The sequence below is a fragment of the Nissabacter archeti genome (assembly GCF_018257325.1).
GTDB lineage: Bacteria > Pseudomonadota > Gammaproteobacteria > Enterobacterales > Enterobacteriaceae > Chimaeribacter > Chimaeribacter arupi.
On record NZ_JAERKB010000001.1, the window covers coordinates 538022 to 563727 of the forward strand.

23 protein-coding genes are annotated in these 25706 nt (G+C 61.2%); 13 read left to right on the forward strand and 10 right to left on the reverse strand.

The annotated features are described in order from the left end of the window. The first annotated feature begins 68 nt into the window (after positions 1-68). From JK232_RS02530 to JK232_RS02545, 4 genes are read left to right on the forward strand one after another with little or no spacing between them, the layout of a single operon-like run. Entirely contained in the window at positions 69-1241 is a 1173-nt protein-coding gene (locus JK232_RS02530; RefSeq protein ID WP_165698498.1) for an aminotransferase class III-fold pyridoxal phosphate-dependent enzyme, read from the forward strand. Further along, a complete protein-coding gene (locus tag JK232_RS02535; protein ID WP_212588766.1) occupies positions 1231-2385 on the forward strand; it encodes an ATP-grasp domain-containing protein in 1155 nt (384 codons plus the stop codon). Before JK232_RS02530 ends, JK232_RS02535 begins: the two co-directional genes overlap by 11 nt. Next, a complete protein-coding gene (locus JK232_RS02540; protein ID WP_212588767.1) occupies positions 2386-3606 on the forward strand; it encodes an MFS transporter in 1221 nt (406 codons plus the stop codon). It begins immediately after the preceding gene. A 19-nt stretch (positions 3607-3625) separates the two neighbouring features. Further along, positions 3626-4078 (forward strand): GNAT family N-acetyltransferase, encoded by a 453-nt coding sequence (locus JK232_RS02545; RefSeq protein WP_072932870.1) that lies wholly within the window; start codon positions 3626-3628, stop codon positions 4076-4078. A 1-nt stretch (position 4079) separates the two neighbouring features. Here the strand turns inward: JK232_RS02545 and JK232_RS02550 are convergent, their stop codons facing one another. From JK232_RS02550 to yieE, 4 genes are all read right to left on the reverse strand, one after another. Further along, a complete protein-coding gene (locus tag JK232_RS02550; protein ID WP_212588768.1) occupies positions 4080-4871 on the reverse strand; it encodes an ABC transporter ATP-binding protein in 792 nt (263 codons plus the stop codon). Then, the gene (locus JK232_RS02555; protein ID WP_072932876.1) at positions 4868-5950 is read right to left on the reverse strand and encodes a FecCD family ABC transporter permease; all 1083 of its coding nucleotides are present in this window, start codon (positions 5948-5950) and stop codon (positions 4868-4870) included. The genes JK232_RS02550 and JK232_RS02555 overlap by 4 nt, the downstream gene beginning before the upstream one ends. Positions 5951-6243: 293 nt before the next feature. Then, on the reverse strand, positions 6244-7716 hold the full coding sequence (locus JK232_RS02560) for an amino acid permease (protein WP_072932878.1): 1473 nt from the start codon (positions 7714-7716) through the stop codon (positions 6244-6246). Between the two features lie 188 nt (positions 7717-7904). Further along, entirely contained in the window at positions 7905-8792 is an 888-nt protein-coding gene (gene yieE / locus JK232_RS02565) for a DNA-binding transcriptional regulator YeiE (protein WP_072932912.1), read from the reverse strand. 311 nt (positions 8793-9103) lie between these two features. On the opposite strand from yieE, the gene JK232_RS02570 reads away from it, so the two are divergent. After that, a complete protein-coding gene (locus JK232_RS02570) occupies positions 9104-10186 on the forward strand; it encodes a YeiH family protein (protein ID WP_079205323.1) in 1083 nt (360 codons plus the stop codon). 79 nt (positions 10187-10265) lie between these two features. Then, positions 10266-11129: a deoxyribonuclease IV gene (nfo, locus tag JK232_RS02575; RefSeq protein ID WP_212588769.1), complete on the forward strand. Its 864-nt coding sequence runs from the start codon at positions 10266-10268 to the stop codon at positions 11127-11129. A 63-nt stretch (positions 11130-11192) separates the two neighbouring features. Here the strand turns inward: nfo and fruA are convergent, their stop codons facing one another. Genes fruA through fruB form a run of 3 tightly spaced genes read right to left on the reverse strand, consistent with a single transcriptional unit; the run spans position 11193 to position 14994 of the window. Further along, positions 11193-12914 (reverse strand): PTS fructose transporter subunit IIBC, encoded by a 1722-nt coding sequence (fruA, locus tag JK232_RS02580; protein ID WP_072932883.1) that lies wholly within the window; start codon positions 12912-12914, stop codon positions 11193-11195. A 14-nt stretch (positions 12915-12928) separates the two neighbouring features. Further along, complete coding sequence (gene fruK / locus JK232_RS02585; RefSeq protein ID WP_101828302.1) at positions 12929-13867, reverse strand: 1-phosphofructokinase; 939 nt, start codon at positions 13865-13867, stop codon at positions 12929-12931. Continuing rightward, positions 13864-14994: a fused PTS fructose transporter subunit IIA/HPr protein gene (gene fruB, locus JK232_RS02590; RefSeq protein ID WP_101828301.1), complete on the reverse strand. Its 1131-nt coding sequence runs from the start codon at positions 14992-14994 to the stop codon at positions 13864-13866. The genes fruK and fruB overlap by 4 nt, the downstream gene beginning before the upstream one ends. A 247-nt stretch (positions 14995-15241) precedes the next feature. Between fruB and JK232_RS02595 the strand changes: the two genes are divergently transcribed. Together JK232_RS02595 and JK232_RS02600 are read left to right on the forward strand one after the other, a co-directional pair. Beyond that, entirely contained in the window at positions 15242-15667 is a 426-nt protein-coding gene (locus tag JK232_RS02595; protein ID WP_072932888.1) for a nucleotide triphosphate diphosphatase NUDT15, read from the forward strand. Positions 15668-15854: 187 nt separating this feature from the next. After that, complete coding sequence (locus JK232_RS02600; RefSeq protein WP_101835682.1) at positions 15855-17111, forward strand: sugar efflux transporter; 1257 nt, start codon at positions 15855-15857, stop codon at positions 17109-17111. Between the two features lie 6 nt (positions 17112-17117). On the opposite strand, the gene JK232_RS02605 is transcribed toward JK232_RS02600, so the two are convergent. Beyond that, entirely contained in the window at positions 17118-17372 is a 255-nt protein-coding gene (locus JK232_RS02605; RefSeq protein WP_072932916.1) for a YkgJ family cysteine cluster protein, read from the reverse strand. Positions 17373-17671: 299 nt separating this feature from the next. Here JK232_RS02605 and mtr point away from each other — a divergent pair, with 299 nt between their 5' ends. Together mtr and yeiP are read left to right on the forward strand one after the other, a co-directional pair. Next, on the forward strand, positions 17672-18910 hold the full coding sequence (mtr, locus tag JK232_RS02610) for a tryptophan permease (protein ID WP_101835680.1): 1239 nt from the start codon (positions 17672-17674) through the stop codon (positions 18908-18910). Positions 18911-19037: 127 nt separating this feature from the next. After that, positions 19038-19613 carry an elongation factor P-like protein YeiP gene (gene yeiP, locus JK232_RS02615; protein WP_101828298.1) on the forward strand — a complete coding sequence of 192 codons (576 nt, stop codon included), beginning with the start codon at positions 19038-19040 and terminating at the stop codon, positions 19611-19613. A gap of 68 nt (positions 19614-19681) precedes the next feature. Here yeiP and uxuA read toward each other — a convergent pair whose 3' ends face one another. Continuing rightward, a complete protein-coding gene (gene uxuA, locus JK232_RS02620) occupies positions 19682-20878 on the reverse strand; it encodes a mannonate dehydratase (RefSeq protein ID WP_072932891.1) in 1197 nt (398 codons plus the stop codon). Positions 20879-21253: 375 nt separating this feature from the next. Here uxuA and JK232_RS02625 point away from each other — a divergent pair, with 375 nt between their 5' ends. After that, positions 21254-22726, forward strand: a complete 1473-nt coding sequence (locus JK232_RS02625; protein ID WP_072932892.1) for a mannitol dehydrogenase family protein — start codon at positions 21254-21256, stop codon at positions 22724-22726. A 64-nt stretch (positions 22727-22790) separates the two neighbouring features. On the opposite strand, the gene JK232_RS02630 is transcribed toward JK232_RS02625, so the two are convergent. Beyond that, the gene (locus tag JK232_RS02630; protein WP_212588770.1) at positions 22791-24179 is read right to left on the reverse strand and encodes an aminotransferase-like domain-containing protein; all 1389 of its coding nucleotides are present in this window, start codon (positions 24177-24179) and stop codon (positions 22791-22793) included. A gap of 139 nt (positions 24180-24318) precedes the next feature. On the opposite strand from JK232_RS02630, the gene JK232_RS02635 reads away from it, so the two are divergent. After that, complete coding sequence (locus tag JK232_RS02635; protein WP_139300368.1) at positions 24319-25452, forward strand: hypothetical protein; 1134 nt, start codon at positions 24319-24321, stop codon at positions 25450-25452. Beyond that, positions 25424-25702 (forward strand): 2Fe-2S iron-sulfur cluster-binding protein, encoded by a 279-nt coding sequence (locus JK232_RS02640; RefSeq protein WP_072932895.1) that lies wholly within the window; start codon positions 25424-25426, stop codon positions 25700-25702. The genes JK232_RS02635 and JK232_RS02640 overlap by 29 nt, the downstream gene beginning before the upstream one ends. Positions 25703-25706 lie beyond the last annotated feature (4 nt).

Genomic DNA, 25706 nt, shown 5'->3' on the forward strand with positions numbered 1-25706 from the left:
TGGAGACGTATAGCCGGTATGTCAATGATGACTGGCTTCAGACCCTGGCTCCGCTGGGGGAGGTTCCCGTGTTCATCCGGGCCGGCGGCGATCGTCTGCACGACAGCCAGGGGGACGAGTGGTTTGATTTTATCGGCCATTATGGTGCCATGCTGTTTGGTCACCATCACCCGGCTCTCCAGCAGGCGCTGATCGCCGCACTGGCGGACGAGCTTCCCATCGGCGCGCCCCTGGGGATCACCGCGCATGGCGCGACACTGGCGCAACAGCTGGTTGAAAAGCTGGCACTGGGTGACGGCTGGAACAACTGGACGCTGACCACCGGCGCGGAAGCGGTAGAAGGGGCGCTGAAAATCGCGCTGACCGTCACCGGCCGCCAGAAAATCCTTGCCAGGGCAGGCGCCTTCCACGGCTTGAGCAGCCTGACGCTGGCCCTGAACAATATGCCTTTCTGGCGTCAGGGTTATGAAGCCCTGGTGCCGGATGATGGCGTCACGTTCTTTGACGACCCGCAGGATCTCCCTGCGTTATTGGCGTCGGGTGAGTATGCCGCCGTCATTATTGAGCCTCTCCAGGCCATTGCCGGCGGCCGGCGGCTGGATGCGGCACAGGCCGGGGCCATCCGCCTGGCCTGCACAAATACCGGCACCCTGTTTATTGTTGATGAAATTTTCACCGGGCTGGGCCGGTGCGGTGACTACAGTGCCATGCAGGCGCTGGGGTGGGCCATACGGCCTGATATTATCCTGCTTGCCAAAACGCTGACGGGCGGCCTGATGCCCAGCGCCCAGTTACTGGTAAAACAGCCGTTTTTCCATGCCTTTACCGGGCGGCCCGGCTGCGCCAAGCTGATTGCCTCCACCTTTTCCGGCAATAATCTTGGTCATCAGGTGGCGCTGGCCTCTCTGCAATTACTGACGGATACCCTGGAAACCCCTGGGCTGATGGCCCGCCATGACCACTTTTCCAGCAGGCTTCAGGCGCTGGCTGTCCGTTATCCGCGGCTGTTACAGGGCGTTTCCTCATTAGGCGCCCTGCATTTCCTGCATTTCACCACTCCTGACGCTGCACAACTAAGCTGGCACTATCTTCATGCCAATAAAATTCTGACCACACTGTGCGCCCACCAACCCGCCACACTGAAGCTTATCCCCTCGCTGTTCCAAAGTGATGAGGCCAATGACGCGCTGTACAACGTGCTTGACTATGTCTGTGAAGAGGAAAATGAGCATGTCAGATAAAAGGCATATTCTGCTGTTAGGGCCGACCGATGATTACTTTGACAAAGTCGTGGCCTGTGGGCACCACGTCACGGTGTTGACCGAACCCGGCCGCCTGACCGCACGCCAGAAAATACGCGATGGCGTGACCCTGCTGGCGGACTTCCGGCATTTTCCTTCACTGCTGTTGAGAGCCAGTGATGCCCATCAACATACCCCTTTTGATGCGGTGATCTCTTTTACCGAATATGGGATGGAACCGGCGGCCATGATCGCCGCCGCGCTGAACCTTCCCGGCCCGGATCTACGCAGCACCCTGATCTGCCGGGATAAAGTACGCACCCGTGAGGCCGTGGGCGCGCACGCCCTTTCTGCTTTGCCCTTCGCGGCGATAACCGATAACGTGCAGCTCACGCAGTTTATTGCTGACCATGCGTTGCCGGTAGTGGTGAAGCCCCGCTCGGCGACCGGCAGCCAGCAGGTGGCCATTCTGAATCATCCCGGGGATGCGCTGCCCGCGATAGCCGGTGACTGGCTGGTTGAAGGCTTTGCGCCTGGCAAAGAATACAGTTGCGAAACCTTTTCGGTTAACGGGCGGCATACGCTGGTCGCGGTGACTGAAAAATTACTGGGCGGCACCAGCGGCCTGGTGGAGGTCGGGCATAAGATTCTGCCCCAGACAACACTGACACCGGCATTTGAACAGTGGTTATTTCAGGTATTAGAGGCCATCGAGCTGAAAAACGGCGTGGGCCATACTGAGATAAAAATTGAAGGCGACACCATAAACCTGATCGAATGCCACAACCGCCCCGGTGGCGATCGCATCTGGCAACTGGTCGAGCTGGCTACCGGCATCGACCTGATCACCCTCGCCACCCGCCTGCTGTGTGGAGAGGCGGTGTCTGTGCCGCCGCCCCAGTCACGCTGTGCCGCCATGACCTATTTCCAGTTCCAGCCCGGCCCCGTCACCTTGTCATCCCATCCGTTTATCGCCCCATCCGCATGGGTACGTTGGTATGAGTGGACGCTCAAACCCGGCGATGAGATAGCGCCAATGACTGACTCCTTTCATCGCCATGGCGGGTTTATTGTCGATGCCGACGATCATTTCGAACTTAATCAGCGCATTGCGCAGGTTTTACATGAGACGGTGGTACGCTGAATGTCTATCCTTTCTGAGGTGCGGGGCTTCTCCGCCCCTACCCGCAAAACGTTGTTCGTCCAATGGCTGACTTCCATCGGCTATTTCTCAGTGATTCCGTTTCTGGTGGTTTATCTGGTACGTTTCCAGCATTTCAGCGCGGAATTTGCCACACTTCAACTCTCGCTGTTTTTAATTGGTCAATATGGCGCCACCTTTCTTGGCGGGCTGATGACGGACAGGTTCAGCCCTAACCTCACCATGAAATATGGGCTGATTCTTCAGATAGCCTGTTATCTGGTGTTTTTTACCGGTATTTCCCAAAGCAGCATTATCTGTGTGTTAAGTACCACTATCGGCATCAGCAAAGGTTTATTTACACCGGCGGCCAAAACCCTGGTGGCGCGTGTTTCAGCCGGGAGCAATAAAATATTGCTCTTCTCATTCCGCAGCACCGTAAATAATGTCGGTGTCGCGCTCGGCAGCGCCATCGGCGGCCTGTTTATAACGGCCAACAGTGCCTCTTTCTTCGCTATCGCCGCCGCCAGCCAGCTGATTGCCCTGGCGATGCTGTTCACCTTGCCCACGCCCGCGGCGATACCCGCCGACCACAGCCATAGCGCCGCCCCGCCGGTCAATAAAGGCACGGTGCGGCAACTGGGCAGCAATCTCTCCTTTATTGCTGCCTGTCTGCTTTATTGCGCGTTTAATTTTATTTATATGCAACTTGAAAGCGCCTTTCCGCTTTTCTCTTCACAGAAATGGGGGGCAATGGCGGTGTCGGCGATCTTTATGATGAATGCCGCCGTGGTTATTTTTCTGCAAGTTCTGGTGAATGTTTATTTGAATAAGTGGCTCTCGCCCTGGTTATCGATGTGCCTGGGGTTTATGGCGTTCTCTCTCACGTTTTCTCTGTTAGGCAGCGCAGAAAGCCTGGGCGCATTTATTATCCTGATTGGGTTTTATACCCTGGGCGAAATTACCGTAGACCCAACGATTGATGCCGTCACCAGCGAGGCTATTCCTGCCCGGATGCTGGGCACAGCGTTTGGTGTACTGGGCATTGCCGGGCTGATTGGCGGCGTCAGCGGCAACGCTTTTGCCGGGCGGTTCCTCAGCCTCACGCTCAATCAACCTGCGACTTTATGGCATAGCTGCCTGGCCGTCTCAGCACTGGGTGTGGGGTTAACCCTTTTGTTTTCCCTAAAGAAATTCTATATTAAACAGACGCAGGCCGGCTGACTACCCCATGGAGAAACCAATGGAAACGCCTATTGAATGGAAAAAAGATCGTTACCGCATCTCCACCGACCCAGCCCAGCTGGACATTACGGCGATCCACGCCTTTCTGACCCGCTCGAGCTGGGCGGCGGGGATTGATCGCGGGACGGTGCAGCAGTCGGTGGCACACAGCCTGAACTTTGGCTTGTACCACGGGGAGACGCAGATAGGCTTCGCGCGGCTGGTGACGGATTACGCCACCTTCGGCTACCTGTGTGATGTTTACGTGCTGGAGGCGTACCAGCAGGCCGGGCTGGGCCGCTGGCTGATGGAATGCTGCCAGGCCCACCCGCTGTGGAACCGGCTGCGACGGGTGATGCTGGTCACCTCTACTGCGCCCTGGCTGTATGAAAAACTCGGCTACACGCCGGTAAACCGCGAGAATTTCGTCTGGCAGCAGGTGCAGCCGGATATCTATACCGCCACGCGCTGAGTTACAGTGACGGCTTGGCCACCAGCCCGTCAATCATCACCTGCGGCGTCCCTTGTGAGCAGCGTTCAATACGCCCGCGCACCCCGTACACCTTCGCCAGGCTCGCCGGGGTGATCACCGTTTCCGGTGCACCATCCGCGATCAGGTTACCGTTTTGCAGCATCAATACGTGGTCGCCGTGGCGCAGCGCAATGTTGATGTCATGCACCACCACCACCGTCACCATATTGCGCCGCCGGGTTTCACGCCGCACTAAGTCCATTACATGGAACTGGTAGTTGAGATCGAGCGCGCTGAGCGGCTCATCCAGCAACAGCAACGACGGCTGGCGGATCAGCGATTGTGCCAGCCCCACCAGCTGTTTCTGGCCGCCGGAGAGCTGATCGAGGTAGCTGAGCGCCAGATGGGCGATGCCGAGTTGCTCCAGCAGCGCCATCACCTCACTCTCGCCGGCGGCTGTATGGCTGCGCCCGCCCGCGGCACGTTGCGCCACAATAATCGACTCCAGCACATGCAGGTGCACCCCGGCCGGCAGGGACTGCGGCAGGTACACCACCTGCTCTGCCCGGCGGGCAAACGGCATCTGCATCAGGTCCTGCCCGTCCAGCCGCAGTGCGCCCTGCGCCGGGTTCAGCCCGGCCAGTGAACGCAGCAGGGTGGATTTGCCGCTGCCGTTCGGCCCCAGCAGCACCGTGATCTGCCCGCGCGGCAGGTGCGGCACGTTAAGGTCACGGATCACCGGGCGTTTCGGGTAACCGGCGTGGAATGCCTGAATCTCAAGCCCTGCGGTCATACATTCCCCCGGTGGCGTAAAATAATGCTGAGGAAGAACGGCACGCCGACCAGCGAGGTGACGATACCGACCGGAATAATCACGCCGGGGATCAGGTTTTTCGAGGCCACGGAGGCCATCGACAGCACCAGCGCGCCCATCAGTGCACTGGCGGGCAGGTAGAAGCGGTGATCTTCCCCGAACATCAGCCGCGCCATGTGCGGGGCCACCAGCCCGATAAAGCCAATGGGCCCGACAAACGCCACCGCCAGCGCCGACAGAATGCTGATGCGTAAAAGCGTCGCCAGCCGCAAACGCCGCACGTCGATGCCGAAGCTTACCGCACGGTCTTCCCCCAGGCGCAGCGCCGTGAGTTTCCACGCGCTCCCCATCGAGAACGGCAGCAGCAGTGCCACCACCGCCAGCAGGATGCCGAGCTTGGTCCAGTTGGCGCGCGCCAGGCTGCCCATCGTCCAGAACACCAGCCCCTGTAACGTATCCTCGGTGGCGATGAACTGCATCATCGACACCAGTGCGTTGAAGGTGAACACCAGCGCGATGCCGAACAGCACCACGCCGGAGGTGGCCACCCGCGTCCAGCGCGTGACGCCGTCCAGCATCAGCGCCGCCAGCAGCGCAAAGATAAACGCGTTGGCCGAGATAAACCACTGCGCCGGAATGCCGGGCACGCCGATGCCGAGCACAATCGCCAGCGCCGCACCAAAGGCGGCGGCCGACGACACCCCGAGGGTAAAGGGGCTGGCCAGCGGGTTGTTAAGGATGGTCTGCATCTCTGACCCGGCGAGGCCGAGCGCCAGCCCCACCACCACCGCCATCAGCGCATAGGGCAGCCGGATGTCCCAGACAATAACCCGGGTTCCGGCGTCGGCGGTGTCCGGGGACAGCAGCGTATGCCAGAGGGTCGGCAGTGACAGCCCGGCCGGGCCGAGGGTGAAATCAAGAACCAGCGAGCCGAAAATGGCCACAACCAGCAGCGCCATAATTAACAGACGGTGCCGGACAATACGCCGGTAGTGCCCCATCACGCCGGCCTGTGGCGCAGCGGCCGCCAGGCGTGACGGGTCAGTGGTGATGCTCATGTTGTGATTACCTGTTGCGGGTGATTCTTTTCCCGTGCGGCCGGCACATCGCGGTAACGCCGGGGCCTGACGGGAACAGCAAAGACGGTGCACTGAGTGCGTGCGGCCGGAGGCCGGGCAACGCGGAGCCAACCTTAAAGCAAACGAGAATTCTTATCAATATCATTGATGGGCGCGACAGGGTTTTCAGAAAGGTAACAGGTTGTTTCTGCTCGGTTCCTGCCTGCCCGGCCGGCTCTTCCGCATAAAAAAGGGCGGGTCTGCTGACCCGCCCTGCGTTTACCCGGACGCCGTTACGCTTTGTATTCCGGGAAGTCCATCTCGTGGTATTTCACCACTTTGGTGCCTTTGGTCAGCTTGTAGCCGAACCAGATCAGCAGGAACAGCGGAATGCCGATGTAGGTGGCGGCTACCGACGTCCAGTCGATCTGGTCTTCCAGAAACGCCTGATAGTTCTGCCCAAGTGTAATCACCAGACAGAGCGCAAAGGCGAACATCGGCCCCAACGGGAAGAAGCCGGAACGGTACGGCAACGCCGACAGCGGCAGCCCCTGCTTCACATACCCGCGGCGGAAGCGGTAATGGCTGATGGCAATGCCGAGCCAGGCGATAAAGCCGGTCATGCCGGAGGTGTTCAGCAGCCACAGGTACACGGTCTGGTTACCAAACATGGAGGTCAGGAAGCAGAGCGCCGCCACCACCGTGGTGGCATAGAGCGCGTTACGCGGCACACCGCCTTTGGAAAGGCGGGCGAAAATGCGCGGCGCGCGGCCTTCCGATGCCAGCGTAAACAGCATACGGGTGGAGGCGTACATGCCGGAGTTACCCGCAGAGAGCACCGCCGTCAGGATCACCGCATTCATCACGGCCGCCGCCGAAAGCAGCCCGGCGTTTTTGAAGACCAGCGTGAACGGGCTGACGCTGATGTCGGTCACGTCGTTACGCAGCAGGCTTGGGTCGGTATAAGGAATGATCAGGCTGATGATCAGGATGGCGAAGATGTAGAACAGCATGATCCGCCAGAACACCTGACGCACCGCGCGCGGGATATTTTTCGCCGGGTCTTCTGACTCCCCGGCCGCGATGCCGATAAGCTCGGTGCCCTGGAAAGAGAAACCGGCAATCATCGCCACGCCAATCATTGCGGAGAAGCCCCCGGCAAACGGCGCGTCGCCGATGGTCCAGTTCTGCCAGCCCGCATGTTCACCGCCCTTCATAATGCCGAAAATCATCAGCACGCCGATCACAATAAAGATGATGACCGTGACCACTTTGATCAGCGAGAACCAGTATTCCGCTTCGCCAAACCCTTTGACCGAGATCCAGTTCAGCAGGAACATCAGCCCCAGGAACAGGGCGCTCCAGATCCAGCCCGGTACGTCCGGGAACCAGTAGCTCATCAGCAGCTGCGAAGCCACCAGCTCCACGGCGATGGTCACCGCCCAGTTGTACCAGTAGTTCCAGCCCAGGGCGAAACCAAAGCCCTCTTCGACATATTTTGCGCCGTAGGTGGCGAAGGAACCGGAGACCGGCATAAACGCGGCCAGTTCGCCGAGGCTGGTCATCAGGAAGTAAACCATCAGGCCGATCAGCGCATAGGAGAGCAGTGCGCCCCCCGGCCCGGCCTGTGACACGGTGGCGCCGGAGGCCACAAACAGCCCGGTACCGATCGATCCACCAATCGCGATCATCGTCAGGTGACGCGCTTTAAGCTCACGGCGCAGGGCCGGTTGCGGCTGCGAATTATTAGTATGTTGTTCCGCCATTGTTACCCTATTTTTGTTCGTCCCGGGGGAATTTGAGGGCGGATTGTAGCAAACCCGCCCCTAAGGTATAGCAGGATCGGGCGGTTATAAGAGAGCTTCATGATAGGCTATGGATTATAAGTAACAGCCCGGCAACAACTGTTGCAAGGCTGAGCAGATTGCCGGAAAAAGCAGCAATGCGCGGGGAATTACTGGCGGAGTTTGCAATAGTCGAGGAAGCGCTGGAGCGCACTGGAGATATGTTTTTGCCGGTGGTGGATCAGGTACAGGGTACGCATCAGCGGTTCGCCCGGCAGCGGAATTTCAGCCAGCGTCCCGGCAGTGAGCTGCTCTGCGATCACCCGGCGCGACAGGCAACTGATGCCGATATTGTGGCGCACCGCATGTTTGATCGCCTCAGAATTGCCCAGTTCCATCACCAGGTTGAACGCCGGAAGCCGCGCCAGCAACAGGTGATCCAACACCTCACGGGTGCCGGAACCGCGCTCCCGCAAAATCCACGGTGCCTGCGCCAGCATGTCCGGCGTCACCGGCCGCTCGGCCAGCGGCTCCCCTGCCCTGACCCGCTGCGGCGCAGCAAACACCACCAGCTCATCCTGCAGCCACGGCTGGGTGATCAGCTCCGGCATATGGCACGGCCCTTCTATCAGGCCGAGATCCACCCGGAAATCGGCCACCGCGGTGATCACGTCCTGGCTGTTGCCGACATTCAGCTCCAGCGGCGTGTTGGGGTAGTCGGCGCGGTATTCGGCGATCATCCCCGGCAACATGTAGTTACCGATGGTGCTGCTGGCAGCAATGCGCAGGGAGCCGTTGTCATGGTTGAACAGCCGCTCGATCTCCCCGGCCTGCTCCAGCAGCGCCAGCGCCCGCGGGTAGAGCAGCCGCCCATGCTCGTTGATCACCAGCCGTTTGCCGACCCGGTCAAACAGCTGTACCCCAAGCTGGTTTTCCAGGTCAGCCAGCGCGGCGCTGACGGCAGATTGTGACAGGGAGAGCACCACCGAGGCCTGGGTGGTTGAACCGCTCTTCAGCACTTCAGCAAAGACTTCAAGTTGTCGGAGTGTGATATGCATAGCGATCTCTGTGTGTTGGCGCAGCATGCCCGGAAACGCTGCCGGTGCCGATAACCGGCGGCGCTTCCGGCTCTGGGTTTGCACCGGCGATCGGCGTCAGGGCCGGGCGTGGCGCAGGTGCCTCACAATTAAGGGTATCACGTTTGCCGCATTTCGTGAGGCAGCCCCCGCAGCCCGTATGTTTCAGCTACGTTATTGATTGATTGCGCTAATGTTTATACCACTTTTAGCGGTTGGTTATAACGATATAATCAATTTCTCTTTTATACCTTCCCGCCGTAAGCTGCCTGCCTGACCAAGGAGGCATCCCGATGAATACTCTCTCTTTATTGACCGGCAGACGCACTGCGCTGCCCGATCCCAAACAGATGGCAGCCCTGCTACCGGGGCTGGCGCTGACCGGCCTGCTGACCGCCTTCGCCCTGTGGGTGAGCCGCTTCGACGGCGTTGCTGCCCTCGGGCTGGGTGCACTGACACTGGCGATTCTGGCCGGTATTGTGGTGGGGAATACGGTCTATCCCCGGCTGCAAACCGCCGGTAATCCCGGCGTGATTTTCGCCAAACAGCGGCTGCTGCGGCTCGGGATCATCCTGTATGGTTTTCGCCTCACCTTTCAGGAGGTGGCGGCGGTAGGAGCCACAGGCTGGCTTATCGATTTTTTGACACTCAGCTCAACTTTTTTATTGGCCTGCTGGCTTGGTCGCCGTGTCTTTGGGCTGGATCACGCCACCACCTGGCTTATCGGGGCCGGCAGCAGCATCTGCGGCGCGGCAGCCGTCATGGCGACCGGGCCGGTGGCGAAGGCCGATGCGGGCAAAACCGCCATCGCGGTCGCGACCGTGGTGCTGTACGGCACGCTGGCGATTTTCGCCTACCCGTGGCTCTACCATCTGTTGCAGGCGCACAGCGCCTGGCCGGTAAGCGCGCAGGCGTTCGGCATCTATACCGGTTCCACGGTGCATGAGGTGGCGCAGGTGGTGGCTGCCGGCCACGCCCTCGGCCCGGAGGCTGAAAATGCCGCGGTGATTGCCAAAATGATGCGGGTAATGATGCTGGCCCCGTTCCTGCTGTTGCTCTCCGGCTGGCTGGCCCGGCGGGCACCGGCGAAAAACGGCGGCGGCGCACCGGTGACCGTGCCGTGGTTTGCGCTGGCCTTTATCGGGGTGGCGATGCTGAACTCCTTACAGCTGCTGCCGGCGCACTGGGTGCAGGCGCTGCTGGCGCTGGACAACCTGCTGCTGGCGATGGCGATGGCAGCACTGGGGCTGACCACCCATTTCAGCGCCCTGAAACAGGCTGGTGTGCGCCCGCTGCTGTTGGGCGGCCTGCTGTTCGGTTGGCTGATGGCCGGTGGCGCGGGGATTAACCTGCTGGTCAATGCCCTGCTGGGGTAACCGCTGCGATCAAAGGCTCTGTTTGTGGTAACAAAACCATTACACTATGCGCTGACAGGCAGAACCAGAGGAGAATGACATGAAGTTTGTCGGAGCGCACGTCAGCGCCACAGGCGGGGTTGATCAGACGCCGGAACGCGCCCATGCGCTGGGGGCGACGGCTTTCGCCCTGTTTACCAAAAACCAGCGCCAGTGGCGTGCTGCCCCGTTGAGCAGCCAGGTGATTGACACTTTCCGGCGCAACTGTGAGCGTTACGGCTACACCAGCGGGCAGATTTTGCCGCATGACAGCTTCCTGATTAACCTCGGCCACCCGGAAGCTGAGCCGCTGGAGAAATCACGCGTGGCCTTTATCGATGAGTTGACCCGCTGCGGGCAACTGGGGCTGTCGCTGCTGAATTTCCACCCCGGCAGCCACCTGAAGCAGATTGATGAAGACGCCTGTCTGGCGCGGATCGCGGAGTCGGTGAATATCGCGCTCGACCAGACCGAAGGCGTCACGGCAGTGATTGAGAACACCGCCGGACAGGGCAGCAACCTCGGTTTCCGCTTTGAGCACCTGGCCGCCATCATTGACGGCGTGGAAGACAAGAGCCGGGTCGGCGTCTGTATCGACACCTGCCACGCCTTTGCCGCCGGGTATGACCTGCGCACGCGCGAGGATTGTGACCGCACCTTCGCCGAGTTTGACCGGATTGTCGGGTTTAACTACCTGCGCGGTATGCACCTGAACGACGCCAAAAGTGCCTTCGCCAGCCGGGTTGACCGCCATCACAGCCTCGGCATGGGCAACATCGGCCATACGCCGTTCAGCTACATCATGGCGGATGCGCGGTTCGATAATATCCCGCTGGTTCTGGAAACCATCGACAGCAGCATCTGGGCCGAGGAGATCGCCTGGCTGAAGTCGCAGCAGGATACCGCAGACAGCCCGGCAGCCTGACGCCGCGGCATAAAAAAGGCGCTCACTGAGCGCCTTTTTGTCAGGGGAGAAACTGGAAACCGCTTACTGCGCCTCGATTTTCTCCGCCACTTCCGCATCATTGCGTTTCACGATGGCGTAAGAGATCCCTGCCAGGGCCGTACCGGCAACAATCGCCACCAGGTAGAGCAGCACCGGCTGGATAGCACCAGGGATCAGCAGCACAAACAGCCCGCCGTGCGGTGCCATCAGCTTGGCACCAAACGCCATGGAGAGGGCACCGGTCAGCGCCCCGCCCAGGATACAGCACGGCAGTACACGCATCGGGTCACGGGCAGCAAACGGAATCGCGCCTTCAGAGATAAAGCACAGCCCCAGTACCAGCGCCGCTTTACCGCCTTCCTGCTCACTTTGCGCAAATTTGCGACGGGCCAACAGGGTGGCCACACCCATCGCCAGCGGCGGCACCATACCGGCCGCCATGATGGCAGCCATCGGCGCATACACGGAGGAGCTCAGCAGCGCCACACCAAAGGCGTAAGCCGCTTTGTTCACCGGGCCGCCCATGTCAGTACACATCATCGCCCCGAGGATGGCCCCCAGCAGGACTGCGTTGGCGGTACCCAGCGATTGCAGCCAGTCGGTCAGCCATTTCATGATGCCTGCAACCGGTGTGCCGACGATGTAGATCATCACCAGACCGGTGATCAAGCTCGCCACCAGCGGGATGATCAGGATCGGTTTCAGCGCCTCCATACTCGCCGGCAGGCGCAGGTTGCCGCTGATGGCACGGGCCACATACCCGGCCAGGAAACCGGCGATGATCCCGCCGATAAACCCGGCACCGGTGCTCACGGCCAGCATCCCGCCAATCAGGCCCGGCGTCAGGCCGGGACGGTCAGCAATGGAGAAGGCGATGTAACCGGCCAGTACCGGCACCATCAGGGCGAAGGCGGAGCCGCCGCCGATCTGCATCAGTGCGGCGGCCAGCGTGCCTTTTTCTTCAAACGCTTTGATGCCGAAGATAAAGGAGAGCGCGATACACAACCCGCCTGCCACCACCATCGGCAACATGTAGGAAACGCCGGTCAACAGGTGACGGTACGGGCCGGTGCCGCCTTCCTGTTTTTTGGTGCTTTTCGCTGCCGTGCTGCCCGCACCGGCCGGCCGGTAGACTTCCGCTTCCGCCACTGCCTTGTCCAGCTCCTGTTTGGTCTTCTTCAGGGCCAGCCCGGTCGAGGTGCGGTACATCGGCTTACCGGCAAACTTCTCCAGATCCACTTCGATGTCGGCCGCCACCACCACCAGATCGGCCTGCGCCACTTCTTCCGGGGTGATCGCGTTACCGGCACCCACGGAGCCGCGGGTTTCCACTTTTACCCACCAGCCGCGTTTTTTGGCTTCCGCCTCAATGGCTTCGGCGGCCATAAAGGTGTGTGCCACGCCGGTCGGGCAGGCGGTGACTGCCACAATACGTTTCGGCCCGGTGGCCGCCGCGGCAGCCGGGGCGTTGGTCAGGGTCGCGGTGGGTTGCGGCGCCTGATACGCGGTGGCTTCCTGCTGAGCACGTTGCAGGAACGCCTGCGGATCGCGCACGGCCTGTTGCAGCGCGCCCACAAAGAGTTTTTTACCGTTCAGGGCGGCGTCTGCCGGTGCCTGTTCCCCGGCGACGGCCACCAGTTCGGCCTCCGCCACATTGTCGGTCAGCGTCACCCCGGCTTTTTGGGCCGCGGCGGTCAGCATACGTTTCGCCAGATAGCCTCGTGCCTGTCCCAGCGACGGGTCTGTCATCAGCAGCGTTTTCATTGTGCCTCCTGCTGTCAGTTAAAAGGTTTTAAATCAACACGGGCCATCATCGCCGCCAGTTGGGTACGATCGGTCACACCGACGTTGCTCTGGCTCACGGCCAGGGCGGCAACCGCCGTGGCGAGGCGCAGGGTATGTTCACTGGATTCGCGCATCAGCAGGCCGTAAATCAGGCCGCCGACCATCGAGTCGCCCGCCCCCACGGTGCTGACCACCTCACAGGCCGGCGGGCGCGCCAGCCAGGCCCCGGAGGCGTTGACCCACAGCGCCCCTTCCGCACCCAGCGAGATCACCACGTGGGCGATGCCCTGGTCGCGCAGGCCGTGGGCCGCTTCCACCACGGATTCCAGCGTCGGCAGTTTTTTACCGGCCCAGATCTCCAGCTCGCGGCGGTTGGGTTTGACCAGCCACGGCGAGGCTTTCAGCCCGGCGACCAGCGCGTCGCGGCTGCTGTCGAAAATGATGCACGGGCACTGGCTGCGCAGGCGCGTCATCCAGTCGGTGAAAGCCTCCGGATCGACGCCTGCCGGCAGGCTGCCGCTCACCGCCACCATGTCGAACTGGCCGAGCCAGCTCAGGGAATCGGTGACGAAGCGCTCCCAGTCCTGCGGGGTGACGTTAAAGCCGGAGAAATTCAGGTCGGTGACTTCACCGCCGTTCTCGGTGAGTTTGACGTTGATGCGGGTACGGCCGTTGACCACCTGGAAGCGGTTGGCGATGCCCAGCTCGCTGAACAGCTGCTGGAAACCGTCCTGGTTCTCTTTGCCCAGGAAGCCGCCGACAGTAACGTCAATGCCCAGATCTTTCAGCACTTTGGCAACGTTAATGCCTTTCCCGGCGGCGTGCAGCCCGGTGGTTTGCACCAGGTTGACTTCACCGCGCTCGACTTCCGGGCAGAACCCCACCAGATCGTAGGCCGGGTTTAAGGTAATGGTAGCGACTCTGCGGCTCATACGCCCTCCCCCAGCCCTTCGGCGATGGCGGTGCCGATGGCTTGCAGCGCCTGTTCGGCGTCATCCCCGCTGGCGGTGAAGCGCAGGCGGTGGCCTTTTTTCACGCCCAGCGCCACCACTTTCATCAGGCTGCGGCCGTTGGCCGGTTTCCCGCTGCCGTCGAGGTTGGTCACGGTGATGTCACTGGTAAATTGTTTGATGGTGTTCACCAGCATGGTGCCCGGCCGTGCGTGCAGGCCGTGTTCATTGCGCACCACGAATTCGGCGCTCAGCACCTGGCTCTCTTCGGGCACCACGCTGGTCAGCAGCGCCAGCAGCGTCGGTGCGTCAGCCTTCAGCAGGCGTTCAGCTTTGTCCGCCAGCAGCAGGTCGCTCAGGTAATTCAGCACCGCCAGCGGCTGGTCGTCTGCCACGGCAGCGGTCACCAGCAGGGCGACTTTCTCGCCGTCCTGCTCAAAGGCGCTGGCCGGGCGGCTCACGGCCACCGCACTGCGCAGGTTGCCCTCAAAGCTGTCTGCCAGCCAGATACCCTGGCCGAGGCTCAGCGGCGCACGGCTGACGGCATCGCTGACGAAGCGGCTGTCTACCGCGCCGACCTGTTGCAGGCGGCCGGCGTTCAGCGCCTGCAGCGTGATCAGGTTGTCGGCGGCCACATCCAGCGCCATCAGCGAGGTGTCAAACAGCAGCTCCGCGCTCTGCTTTTCGCCCATCAGCAGGGCGCGCAGGGTTTCTTTGGAGTCGGTTTTCGCCATTTCAGCCGCGACGCTGTCATCAGACAGCACGTGCGTCAGCTGGCGCAGCAGGGCCAGGTGTTCGTCTGAACGGGCGGCGATGCCGATGACCACATAGGCGGTCTGGCCGTCGCCCCAGGCGATGCCCTGCGGGAACTGGAAGACCTGCACGCCGGTTTTGAGTACCAGATCGCGCGTGTCAGTGGTACCGTGGGGAATGGCGATACCGTTGCCGAGGTAGGTGGAGGTCTGCAACTCACGTTGCTGCATGCCGTCAACATAACCGGCGCCCACATTACCGGCGGCGGTGAGGGCTGCCGCCACCTGCTGGATGGCCTCTTGCTTGCTGGCAGCCGCGGCACCGAGGTGGATGTCTTGCTGTGACAACTGGAACATAATTCTCCTCGCTTGCTGAAATTGAATCGTTTCAGCTCTCTTGAGAAAAAGGCGGCGCCGGTAAGGCCATGAACACGCTGACCAGCGCTGAAACGTTTCAATTAGTCTCTGACCAGCCTGACTTTTATGCAAGTTTTCTTGTGGTTGTTGTCACAGTTTTTTGACTTCACGCACATTTTGCTGATTGCGGCTGAAGCACATACACGATGCAAGCGCTTTTTGCTGAAAATAGCTGACAGGAGAATTCATGCCGGTAGTCATGGGTGTAGGGGTAATTATTGTGAACGCCTCCGGGGAGGTGTTGTTTGGTCAACGTTGCGGCAGTCATGCGCCTTATTGGTCGATTCCCGGCGGCCATATGGAGCCGGGCGAGGGCTTCACCGAGGCGGCAATCCGGGAGGTGGCGGAAGAGACCGGCCTGCAACTGGTTGCACCGCAGGTGATCGGCATCAGCAACAACCTGGAAACCTGGCGCCAGGAGGGCAAACACACGGTGTCTGTCTGCCTGCTGGCCCGCCATCCCGGCGGCGAGGCGCAGCGCAAAGAGCCACAGAAGTGTGCAGAATGGCGCTGGTGTGCCCCGGACGCCCTGCCCCGGCCACACTTTGAAGCCAGCGAAACAGCGATAACCTTGTGGCAGCGCGGGCAGTTCTGTTTACCGGATACCGCGTAACCCGCTGAATCTCTTCTGACGGCAGGGCAATTTTCCTCTGCCGGCCGCCGATCACCCTTTCACGTTGGCCTGCCGGCGAAGAAAAATCTGTTTACCTTTTCAGCAACTGAAACGTCTTTTTGTTTTTTTTAAACAGGCGTAAGATCCGCCGCGACCTCCCCCTTTTCCTGTTCTGTTAGCGAATATTATGTCTGCTCCCATAGCCTCTGCCCGACGCCTGCCCGATGTCACCTCGGTGGCCTTTTTACTGGTGGCGTTTCTGACCGGTATTGCCGGCGCGCTGCAAACCCCGACCCTGAGTCTGTTCCTCTCTACCGAAGTCCATGCACGGCCGTTTATGGTCGGGCTGTTCTACACCGGCAGCGCGGTGATCGGCATTCTGGTCAGCCAGATGCTGGCCAGCCGTTCTGACAAACGCGGTGACCGCCGCAACCTGATTTTTGTCTGCTGCCTGCTCGGCGCGTTGGCCTGTGTGCTGTTCGCCTATAACCGCAACTACCTGATCCTGCTGCTGGTCGGGGTGCTGCTGTCGAGTTTCGGCTCCACCGCCAACCCGCAGATGTTTGCGCTGGCGCGCGAGCATTCCGAAAAGACCGGGCGCGAAGCGGTGATGTTTACCTCGATCCTGCGGGCGCAGGTGTCGCTGGCGTGGGTGGTCGGCCCGCCGCTGGCTTTCGCGCTGGCGCTCGGCTTCGGCTTTCCCTTTATGTATATGGCGGCGGGCGTGGCCTTTTTGCTGTGCGGGCTGCTGGTGCGTTACTTCCTGCCGTCGATGCCGAAAGCGGCACTGAAAACCACCGATACCTTACAGGCCCCGCGCCGTAACCGCCGCGATACGCTGCTGCTGTTCGCCGCCTGCACCCTGATGTGGACGGCCAACGGGATGTACCTGATCAATATGCCGCTCTATCTGGTGCAGGAGCTGGCCCTGCCGGAGAAACTGGTGGGGGTGCTGATGGGCACGGCGGCCGGGCTTGAGATCCCTATCATGCTGGTGGCCGGGTATTACGCGCGGCGTTTCGGTAAGCGCAGCATGATGCGCCTCGCGGTGGCGGCCGGGGTGCTGTTCTACTTCTGCCTGCTGTTTACCACCGGCACGGTGGCGCTGCTGCTGCTGCAACTGCTCAATGCGGTGTTTATCGGCATCCTGGCCGGGATCGGCATGCTCTATTTCCAGGATTTGATGCCGAATCAGGCCGGGGCCGCCACCACGCTGTTTACCAACTCAACCCGCGTCGGCTGGATTATTGCCGGGTCATGCGCCGGGGTGGTGGCCGAGATGTGGAATTACCATGCGGTGTTCTACAGCGCGCTGGCGATGGTGGTTGGGGCGGTGTATTGCGTCTGGCGGATTAATGATGTCGCGCCCAAACCGGCCGCAGACCCGCTGGCGGAACTGTTGCCGATTGAAAAAGGCGATAACGGCGGCCTGCCCCTGCCGTAAGCGGTGTCAGGGCGCGGTGGCCGCTTCCAGCCGCGCCAGAAAGATCAGCGCATCATCCCGGTGGCTGTGGCACATCTCACGGCTGGCCTGCAGGCCACCGCAGACTTTCGGCCGCAACGGCGAATGGAACAGGCGGCAACGCAACTGCTCATCAAGCTGGACACAGCGGGTGTTGGCCGGTTTGCCGTCAGGCATTCCAGGGATCGGGGAAGAAATAGAGGGTGCGATACAGCAGGCCCCGCAGTCGGTACGGCATTCCATCATCAGCTCACAGGGCAGAGTTATCAGGCGCGACAATAACAGGCAGCGCGCCGCTTCTCCAGCGCTGTTTCACGTGGCCCCTGCCCCGCAGCACAACAATCCCCGGCACCGCCCCACCACCACCGGCGTTTACTCACGCCGTTTTACACCCTGTCAGGATATTCTTCCACCCCGCGGCAGGTGCATGAAGTAAACCGCGGTTTACTTCTTTTTCCCGCTTTTGTACTATTGAGCTAGTACATAGAAGTTGAGCGAGTCCCAAGAAGTGCATAAGCACAATGAGCCTACCTGGAGCCATCATGTCGTCTGACCTTACCCTGCCCGCCACCCGCCCTTCCGCCTTTGGCGGCGCGATGATCATTGCCGGTACCGCCGTGGGTGCCGGGATGTTTTCTATTCCGGTGGTGACGTCCGGCGTCTGGTTCAGCGGCTCCGTGCTGCTGCTGGCCTATACCTGGCTCTGTATGCTGCTTTCCGGCCTGTTAATCCTGGAAGTGGCGCTGAATTACCCGGCCGGGGCGAGTTTCCATACCCTGGTGCGGGACCTGCTGGGGCGGCGCTGGAGCCTGATTAACGGGCTGTCGATCGCGTTTGTGCTCTACATCCTCAACTACGCCTATATCTCTGCCGGCGGGTCGATCATTGCCCATACGCTGGGCGATGCGCTGGGGCAGAAAAGCGCCGGGCTGGCGTTTGCCGTGGCGGTGGCGCTGGTGGTGTGGCTCTCGACGCGGGCGGTGGATCGCCTCAGCACCATTCTGATCGGCGGCATGGTGATCAGTTTTGCGCTCTCCATCGGTAACCTGTTTACCCAGGTGCAGCCGGCACTGCTGTTCAACAGCGCCCAGCCGGGCAGCGATTATGCGCCCTACGCACTGGCGGCCCTGCCCTATCTGCTGGCCTCTTTTGGCTACCACGGCAATGTGCCGGGGCTGGTGACCTACTATCACCACCAGCCGAAACCGGTGGTGCGCAGCCTGGTGGGCGGCACGCTGATTGCGCTGGCGATCTACCTGCTGTGGCAGTATGTGATCCAGGGCAATATCAGCCGTGACGCCTTCCGCACGGTGATTGCCGAGGGCGGCAATATCGGCAGTCTGCTGAAACAGATGGGCAGTGTCAGCGCCAACCCGCTGATCACCACCCTGCTGAACGCCTTCTCTTACATGGCGCTGGCCAGCTCCTTCCTGGGCGTGGCGCTCGGGCTGTTTGACTACCTGGCCGATGTGTTCCGCCTCAGTAATACCCGCGGCGGCCGCGCCCGCAGTGCGCTGCTGACCTTTGCGCCGCCGGCGCTGTGCGCCCTGCTGTTCCCGGACGGCTTCCTGTATGCCATCGGGTTTGCCGGGCTGGCGGCCACGGTGTGGGCGGTGATTGTCCCGGCGCTGCTGGCGCGCGCCAGCCGCCGTCGCCACCCTCACGGCGGGTTCCGGGTGCCGGGTGGCCCGGCGGTGCTGTGGTTTGTGCTGGCGTTCGGTGTGATCAACGCAGCGGCGCACCTGCTGTCACTGGCCGATCTGCTGCCGGTTTACCGCTGAGGCGCAGGCGGTACGGGGGATTGACGCGTACCGCCTCACTCTTTTTGCGCCGCCCGCTTGCCTGAAGCGCACGGCACGGGTACCTTGTCGCCACTTCTTGATAATCCTCTCAGACAGGTCACTTTTTATGCCAAGAGCGAACGAAATTAAACGCGGCTTTGTAATCAATTACAACGGCAAGCTGCTGCTGGTGAAAGACATTGATGTACAAAGCCCCAGCGCCCGTGGTGCCAGCACCCTGTACAAAATGCGCTTCTCCGATGTGCGTACCGGTTTGAAGGTGGAAGAGCGCTTCAAGGGCGACGACATCCTGGACACCGTGACCCTGACGCGCCGCAGCGTTAACTTCTCCTACGTGGACGGCGACGAGTACGTGTTCATGGACGACGAAGACTACACCCCATACGTCTTCAAGAAAGATCAGATTGAAGATGAGCTGCTGTTTATCCCGGAAGGCGGGATGCCGGGGATGCAGGTACTGACGCTGGACGGCCAGATCCTGGCGCTGGAACTGCCGCAGACCGTGGATCTGGAGATTGTGGAAACCGCACCGGGCATCAAAGGCGCATCGGCCAGTGCCCGTAACAAACCGGCGACCATGACCACCGGGCTGGTGATCTCCGTGCCGGAATACCTGAGTGCCGGTGAGAAAATCACCATCCATATCGCGGAACGCCGCTATATGGGCCGTGCGGACAAATAACCCCGCCACGAAAAAGGCGCTCAGTGAGCGCCTTTTTTTATGGTGGCCTTTTCTGTATGGCGGCCCACTCAGCGCCGCGGCAAGTCCGTGAACTGGGTGCACTTCAGCGCCAGCTCGACGCCGCGCAACTCCGCCAGCCCTTTCAGCCGCCCAATCGCCGAATAGCCGGGATTGGTTTTCTTGTGCAGGTCGTCGAGCATCTGGTGCCCGTGGTCGGGGCGCATCGGGATGGCGGACGGCCGCCCGGCGCGGTGGCGGCGCTGCTCCTCACGCAGCAACGCCTGGATCACCGCCACCATGTCCACGTCGCCGTGCAGGTGCTCGCCCTCGTGGAACGATTCCGGGTTCGCCTCGCGGCAGGTGGCGCGCAGGTGGATAAAGTGGATGCGGTCAGCGTAGGTGTCGATCATGCTGACCAGATCGTTGTCTGCGCGCACGCCATAGGAGCCGGTGCAGAAGGTAAAGCCGTTATTCGGGCTGTCTACCGTCTCTTTCAGCCACTGCATATCCTCCTGGGTGGAGATAATGCGCGGCAGGCCGAGGATCGGGCGCGGCGGATCGTCCGGGTGCACCGCCAGGTTGATGCCCACTTCCTCCGCTACCGGCACAATGGCGCGTAAAAAGGCCGCCATGTTCTCCCGCAGCGCGGCCTTGTCGATGCCTTCGTAGGTTGCCAGACGGGCGCGGAACTGATCCAACGTGTAGCCCTCTTCCGCCCCCGGCAACCCGGCGATGATATTCGCGGTGAGCTGCGCCACGTCGGCCTCACTCATCGCCTGGAAATAGGCCCCGGCCCGCGCCTGCGCCTCTGCGTCGTAATCCTGTTCCGCACCCGGCCGCTTCAGGATATGCAATTCAAAGGCGGCGAAGGCATCCTGATCAAACCGCAGCGCTTTGGCGCCGGTCGGCAGTTCATACGCCAGATCGGTGCGCGTCCAGTCCAGCACCGGCATGAAGTTATAACAGACCGTGCGGATGCCGCAGGCCGCGAGGTTGCGCAGGGATTGCTGGTAGTTCGCGATATGCTGCGCCACGTCACCACTGCGGGTTTTGATCTCCTCATGCACCGGGATGCTTTCCACCACTGACCACACCAGCCCTTTCGCCTCAATGATCGCCTGCCGCGCCTTGATCTCCTCGACCGGCCAGACTTCGCCGTTAGGAATATGGTGCAGCGCGGTCACTACCCCGGTCGCCCCGGCCTGACGCAGATCATCCAATGAGACCGGATCGGCCGGCCCATACCAACGCCATGTTTGTTCCATGCTTTATCCTTTTCATTAAGAAGGCAGTGGGCAGCGCTGTGCGGGTAAGGGGCAATCAGCACAAAGCTGTCATACCAGTGAATCAAGTTATCACTTATCTTACTACCATACACCGGCGCGTTGCCTTGTCAAAACACTCTGGGCAATGGGTTGATGCACTTCACGAATCTCAGTTAATCTGCGGTGCGGCGGTTTGAATTTAGCCGGTGCGGCAGTACACTGCCGGGGGTCAGGGCTGCCTGGCGGTGCGGGAAATGCGCTGAAACCTGTCCGCCGCCAAAAAATTGGTCTGACCACTTTTTCCCCGTGTGCGGGTCTTTCCGGCCGCGGGTCCGCCTTCCCGGCCGTAGCCGGCATTCTCAGTCAGGAGCATTCATGAAAACTATTGCCACCGCTTCGCTTCCGCACGCTGTCCAGCAACCGGCTTATGATCGCCGGCGCTTGCAGAGCCGCATTGTGCATATCGGCTTCGGGGCGTTCCACCGGGCGCATCAGGCGCTGGTCACCGACCGGCTGCTGAACCTGGAGGGCGGTGACTGGGGGCTGTGCGAAGTCAGCCTGCACGGCGGTGCGGACATGATGCGCCAGTTGCGCGAGCAGGACCATCTCTACACCGTGCTGGAAAAAGGGGCGCAGGGCAATCAGGCTATCGTGATCGGCGCGGTGCATGAGTCGGTGCACGGCAAAATTGAGGGCGTCCCGGCGGTGCTGGAAAAACTGGCGGAACCGCAGGTGGCGATAGTCACGCTGACCATCACGGAAAAGGGCTACTGCATTGAGCCGGGCAGCGGCAAACTGGACCTCAGCCACCCGGCGATTATGGATGACCTCGCCAACCCCACCGCGCCGACCTCCGTCCCGGCGATCCTGGTCGAGGCGCTGCGCCTGCGCCATACGCGCAACCTGCCGCCGTTTACCGTGCTCTCCTGTGACAACATCCCGGATAACGGCCACGTGGTGAAAAACTCGCTGATCGGGCTGGCGCAGGCGCGCGATCCGGCGCTGGCGCACTGGATTGCTGAGCACGTCAGTTTCCCCAGCACCATGGTGGACCGCATTGTCCCGGCAGCCACGCCGGAGACGCTGGAGGAGATCGCTGAGGCGCTGGGCGGCGTGCAGGATGCCTGCGCCATCGCCTGTGAGCCGTTCCTGCAATGGGTTATCGAGGATAATTTTGTCGCCGGCCGCCCGGCCTGGGAGCGCGCCGGGGCGCAACTGGTGGACGACGTGCTGCCGTTTGAGCAGATGAAACTGCGGATGCTGAACGGCAGCCACTCGTTCCTGGCTTACCTCGGCTACCTGGCCGGTTACCAGCACATTAATGAGTGCATGGAGGACCCGGCCTACCGCACCGCCGCCCACCGCCTGATGCTGGATGAACAGGCACCGACCCTGACGGTGCGCGACACCGACCTGCCCGGCTACGCCGATCAGCTGATCGCCCGCTACGGCAACCCGGCGCTGAAGCACCGCACCTGGCAGATTGCGATGGACGGCAGCCAGAAACTGCCGCAACGGATGCTGGACTCGGTGCGCTGGCACCTGGCCAACGGCAGTGATTTTAACCTGCTGGCGCTGGGCGTGGCGGGCTGGATGCGTTACGTCAGCGGCACCGACGACGCGGGCCAGCCGATTGAGGTGAAAGACCCGATGCTCGCCACGCTGCAACAGACGGTGGCGGCCTCCCCGGCGGATGAAGGCCGGGTGCAGGCGCTGCTGGGCCTGAAAGCGATCTTTGGCGAAGACCTGCCGCAGCAGGCGGCGTTCGTCAGCGCCGTGACCCGCGCCTGGCTGAGCCTGCGTGACGTCGGCGCGCGTGAAACCGTGCAACGCTGGGTCAACCGCTAAGCGTTTCCGGCCCGGCAGCAGCCGGGCCAGCTCTCCTTTTTTCGGCCCGGCAGCAGCCGGGTTGTCATGCCAGCAGCGCCGTTACCCGCTCGCTGACCATCGGATCATCGCTGTGCGCAATATTAAAGCGCATCTCATGCTGCCCGCCGCCAAACAGGCTGCCCGGTGCCAGCGCAATCCCTTCCGCCAGCGCCTGTTCTGCCAGTGCCTCCGCATTCACATGCGCGGGTAAGTGCGCCCATAAAAACAGCCCCCCGGTATGCCGCACCGGGAAGCGGCACCCCGCCGCCTGTAACCATGCGGTTACCCGCGCGGAGGATTCCGCCAACCGGCTGACCAGCCGCCGCTGGTGGCGGTAGTAGCTGCCGTCCCGGAAGAACTGGCAGAGCGCCTGCTCGGTAAATTCACAGGTCACGCTGCCGGTCAGGGATTTCAGCTGGGTGATGGCCTGCGTCAGCGCCGGGTTGGCGGCAATGTAACCCACCCGCATATTGGCGCTCAGCAGCTTGGAGAAACCGGAGATATAACTGGCATTCGCCAGCCCGGCCAGGGCGGCCATCGGCGGCGGTGCCCCTTCCATCAGATCGTGATAGAGGTCGTCCTCAATCAGGTGGCAGCCGTAGCGGTTGAGCAGCGTGATCAGGGCGACCATCTCCCCCAGCGCGTAGCTGTGGCCGGTAGGGTTGTGCATCAGCCCGGAGGTAATAAAGACTTTGGGCCGGTGGGCGATCAGCAGCGCCTCCAGCGCGGCGGGGGTCACCCCCTGATGGCCGCGCGGCACAAAGACCACGTTGGCCCGGTGCTGGCGCAGGTTGGCGGTGAAATTGAAGTAGCAGAGATCGTCCAGCAACACGGTATCGCCCGGTGTCACCAGCACCCGCAGCAGCAGATCAACGGCATTCATGGTGCTGCTGGTCAGGATGAGGTTATCTGCCGGCACCTGCAGGCCCGCATCGGCCAGTTTCATTTGCAATGTCTGGCGCAACGGCAGGTAACCCAGCGGGTGCCCATACTCCATAAAGCGCAGGCGGGGAGTGCGGAGCGTGTGCCGCAGCGCCTTACGGAACAGCCCGGTATCAAGCCAGGCTTCCGGGAAAAAGCCGCAGCCCGGCCGCAGCAGGGTGCTGTTGGTGGCAAACGCCCGCTTCAGCCGGGTGTGCAGATCTGCCGCTGCCTGCGCCGCCGGCGCCGCCGGGCCGCCCGGCACGCTGTCTCGGCTGATAAAGTAACCGCGCCCCGGCACCGAGGTGACCAGGCCGCGTGCGCGCAACCGCTCCAGCGCATCCACCACCGTGTATTTACTGACCGACAACTGCTCACAAAATTCACGCAGCGAAGGTAACCGGCTGCCCGGCCCCAGCGTGCCTTCGTCCACCGCCTGTGCGATAAACGCCACTAACTGATTGACCTTGGACAGCCCTTCAACCCGCTGGAAATGTATTAAGCTCAGCATACTTTTCTTTTTCATCCTGACGCCACTGTACCGGTGTTTTTACCAGCCAGGCCGGGCGGGAAATCATCACGCCTTACCTGCCGCTGATGCCCATCATGCCTTATGTTAGCGATCCAGACCTTCGCCAGGGTATTGATTCGTGAAACTTTTAGGTAAAATTTCATTTAATTTCAGCGCGCCGCGACACACCTTCCTGACAGGCTCCCCCGCCTTACTGTTACGGATGCTGTCGGCCATTGTGCTGTTTGCGCTGCTTGGGCAGGCCAACGTCTGGCTGGATGCCACCAACAACATTGTGTTGGCAACAGGGTACCGGTTGCTGCTGATCCTGACACCCCTGACGTTGCTGCTGTTCGGCCCTTTTGCGTTGCGTGTCACAGTGTTTGCCGCGCTGGCCGGCGTCATACTGCTCGCTGTACCCGCTCTGCCGGGCGTGCAGGTGGTCGCCGTCCTCCTGTTTGGCTACGGCATCGCCGTGCTGGGCTACATCGTCAAGAAAGATGCCGCTGCCACCCCGGCCGGGGCGGCCAATAACAAGATTATGCTGAATGTCGGCAGCCTGTGCGCCGGGGTCGTGCTGCTCTACCCCCACTGGCAACCGCTCTATTTCTACCTGCTGCTTGGCCTGTTGCTGCTGCTGTGCCTGCCCGCGGCCTGGCGTTTTACCCCCTCTGCGGCGCTGCTGCCTGCCACCGCGTTGACGGTGCCCTCCGGCAGGAACACCCTGTGGGTGCTGGCCGGGCTGATGAACGGCATCAAACTGTTCGCCGTGTTTTCTGTGCTGCCGCAGGCGATCCTGGCCCACCACAGCACGCTGCCCGCCTGGTACGGCGTGATGATTATCCTGAACAGCGCGGTGGTGGCCCTGTTACAGCTGCCGGTCATGAAACTGATTGCGTACAGCGGCAATAAGGCGTTGTGGGTGTCGCTGCTGATTATCCTCGGCGGGCTGGTGCTGCTGGCGATGCCTGATATTTTCCGGGTGCATACCTTTACCGGGGCGCTGCTGTGGCTGACGCTGCTCTCCATCGCGGAGTGCGGGCTGAGTTATCTGGATTATTGCGCCGCCCAGGACAATGCCTTGCTGATTAAAGAAATCTCCGTGAGTGCCGGGGCGGGGTTGACCGTGTGTGTGATGCGTTATCTGCCCGCGCCCTATAACGCTGAGATCCTGTCTGCTATTGCCATTTTCGCCCTGTTTAGCTGGCTGTGGCTTTATCAGCGCCGCCATAAGGAACATTCTGATGCCCTCCATAATCTTTATGAAAAGTAAGACTGAATACCTGTTCCGGGATGTTATTTCATTAACCGAGTGCCGTGAAAATATGAAGTTCGGGTGTAAAACCGGAAACTGCGGAATATGCCGGGTGAAAATTATTTCCGGCGCAGAGAATATCACTCGCAAAACGCCCAAAGAAAAAAGATTATTCAACGCCCTTAATATTGAAGATCCGGCTATTCGCCTGGCATGTCAATGCCTGATTACCGGTGATGTTTCCCTGATAGAAAACTATATGGAGTAATATA

Coding starts and splice junctions, on each gene's coding strand:
- JK232_RS02535 (WP_212588766.1), top strand. CDS start 1,231: ATGTCAGATAAAAGGCATATTCTGCTGTTAGGGCCGACCGATGATTAC.
- JK232_RS02540 (WP_212588767.1), top strand. CDS start 2,386: ATGTCTATCCTTTCTGAGGTGCGGGGCTTCTCCGCCCCTACCCGCAAA.
- JK232_RS02545 (WP_072932870.1), top strand. CDS start 3,626: ATGGAAACGCCTATTGAATGGAAAAAAGATCGTTACCGCATCTCCACC.
- JK232_RS02550 (WP_212588768.1), bottom strand. CDS start 4,871: ATGACCGCAGGGCTTGAGATTCAGGCATTCCACGCCGGTTACCCGAAA.
- JK232_RS02555 (WP_072932876.1), bottom strand. CDS start 5,950: ATGAGCATCACCACTGACCCGTCACGCCTGGCGGCCGCTGCGCCACAG.
- JK232_RS02560 (WP_072932878.1), bottom strand. CDS start 7,716: ATGGCGGAACAACATACTAATAATTCGCAGCCGCAACCGGCCCTGCGC.
- yieE (WP_072932912.1), bottom strand. CDS start 8,792: ATGCATATCACACTCCGACAACTTGAAGTCTTTGCTGAAGTGCTGAAG.
- JK232_RS02570 (WP_079205323.1), top strand. CDS start 9,104: ATGAATACTCTCTCTTTATTGACCGGCAGACGCACTGCGCTGCCCGAT.
- nfo (WP_212588769.1), top strand. CDS start 10,266: ATGAAGTTTGTCGGAGCGCACGTCAGCGCCACAGGCGGGGTTGATCAG.
- fruA (WP_072932883.1), bottom strand. CDS start 12,914: ATGAAAACGCTGCTGATGACAGACCCGTCGCTGGGACAGGCACGAGGC.
- fruK (WP_101828302.1), bottom strand. CDS start 13,867: ATGAGCCGCAGAGTCGCTACCATTACCTTAAACCCGGCCTACGATCTG.
- fruB (WP_101828301.1), bottom strand. CDS start 14,994: ATGTTCCAGTTGTCACAGCAAGACATCCACCTCGGTGCCGCGGCTGCC.
- JK232_RS02595 (WP_072932888.1), top strand. CDS start 15,242: ATGCCGGTAGTCATGGGTGTAGGGGTAATTATTGTGAACGCCTCCGGG.
- JK232_RS02600 (WP_101835682.1), top strand. CDS start 15,855: ATGTCTGCTCCCATAGCCTCTGCCCGACGCCTGCCCGATGTCACCTCG.
- JK232_RS02605 (WP_072932916.1), bottom strand. CDS start 17,372: ATGGAATGCCGTACCGACTGCGGGGCCTGCTGTATCGCACCCTCTATT.
- mtr (WP_101835680.1), top strand. CDS start 17,672: ATGTCGTCTGACCTTACCCTGCCCGCCACCCGCCCTTCCGCCTTTGGC.
- yeiP (WP_101828298.1), top strand. CDS start 19,038: ATGCCAAGAGCGAACGAAATTAAACGCGGCTTTGTAATCAATTACAAC.
- uxuA (WP_072932891.1), bottom strand. CDS start 20,878: ATGGAACAAACATGGCGTTGGTATGGGCCGGCCGATCCGGTCTCATTG.
- JK232_RS02625 (WP_072932892.1), top strand. CDS start 21,254: ATGAAAACTATTGCCACCGCTTCGCTTCCGCACGCTGTCCAGCAACCG.
- JK232_RS02630 (WP_212588770.1), bottom strand. CDS start 24,179: ATGCTGAGCTTAATACATTTCCAGCGGGTTGAAGGGCTGTCCAAGGTC.
- JK232_RS02640 (WP_072932895.1), top strand. CDS start 25,424: ATGCCCTCCATAATCTTTATGAAAAGTAAGACTGAATACCTGTTCCGG.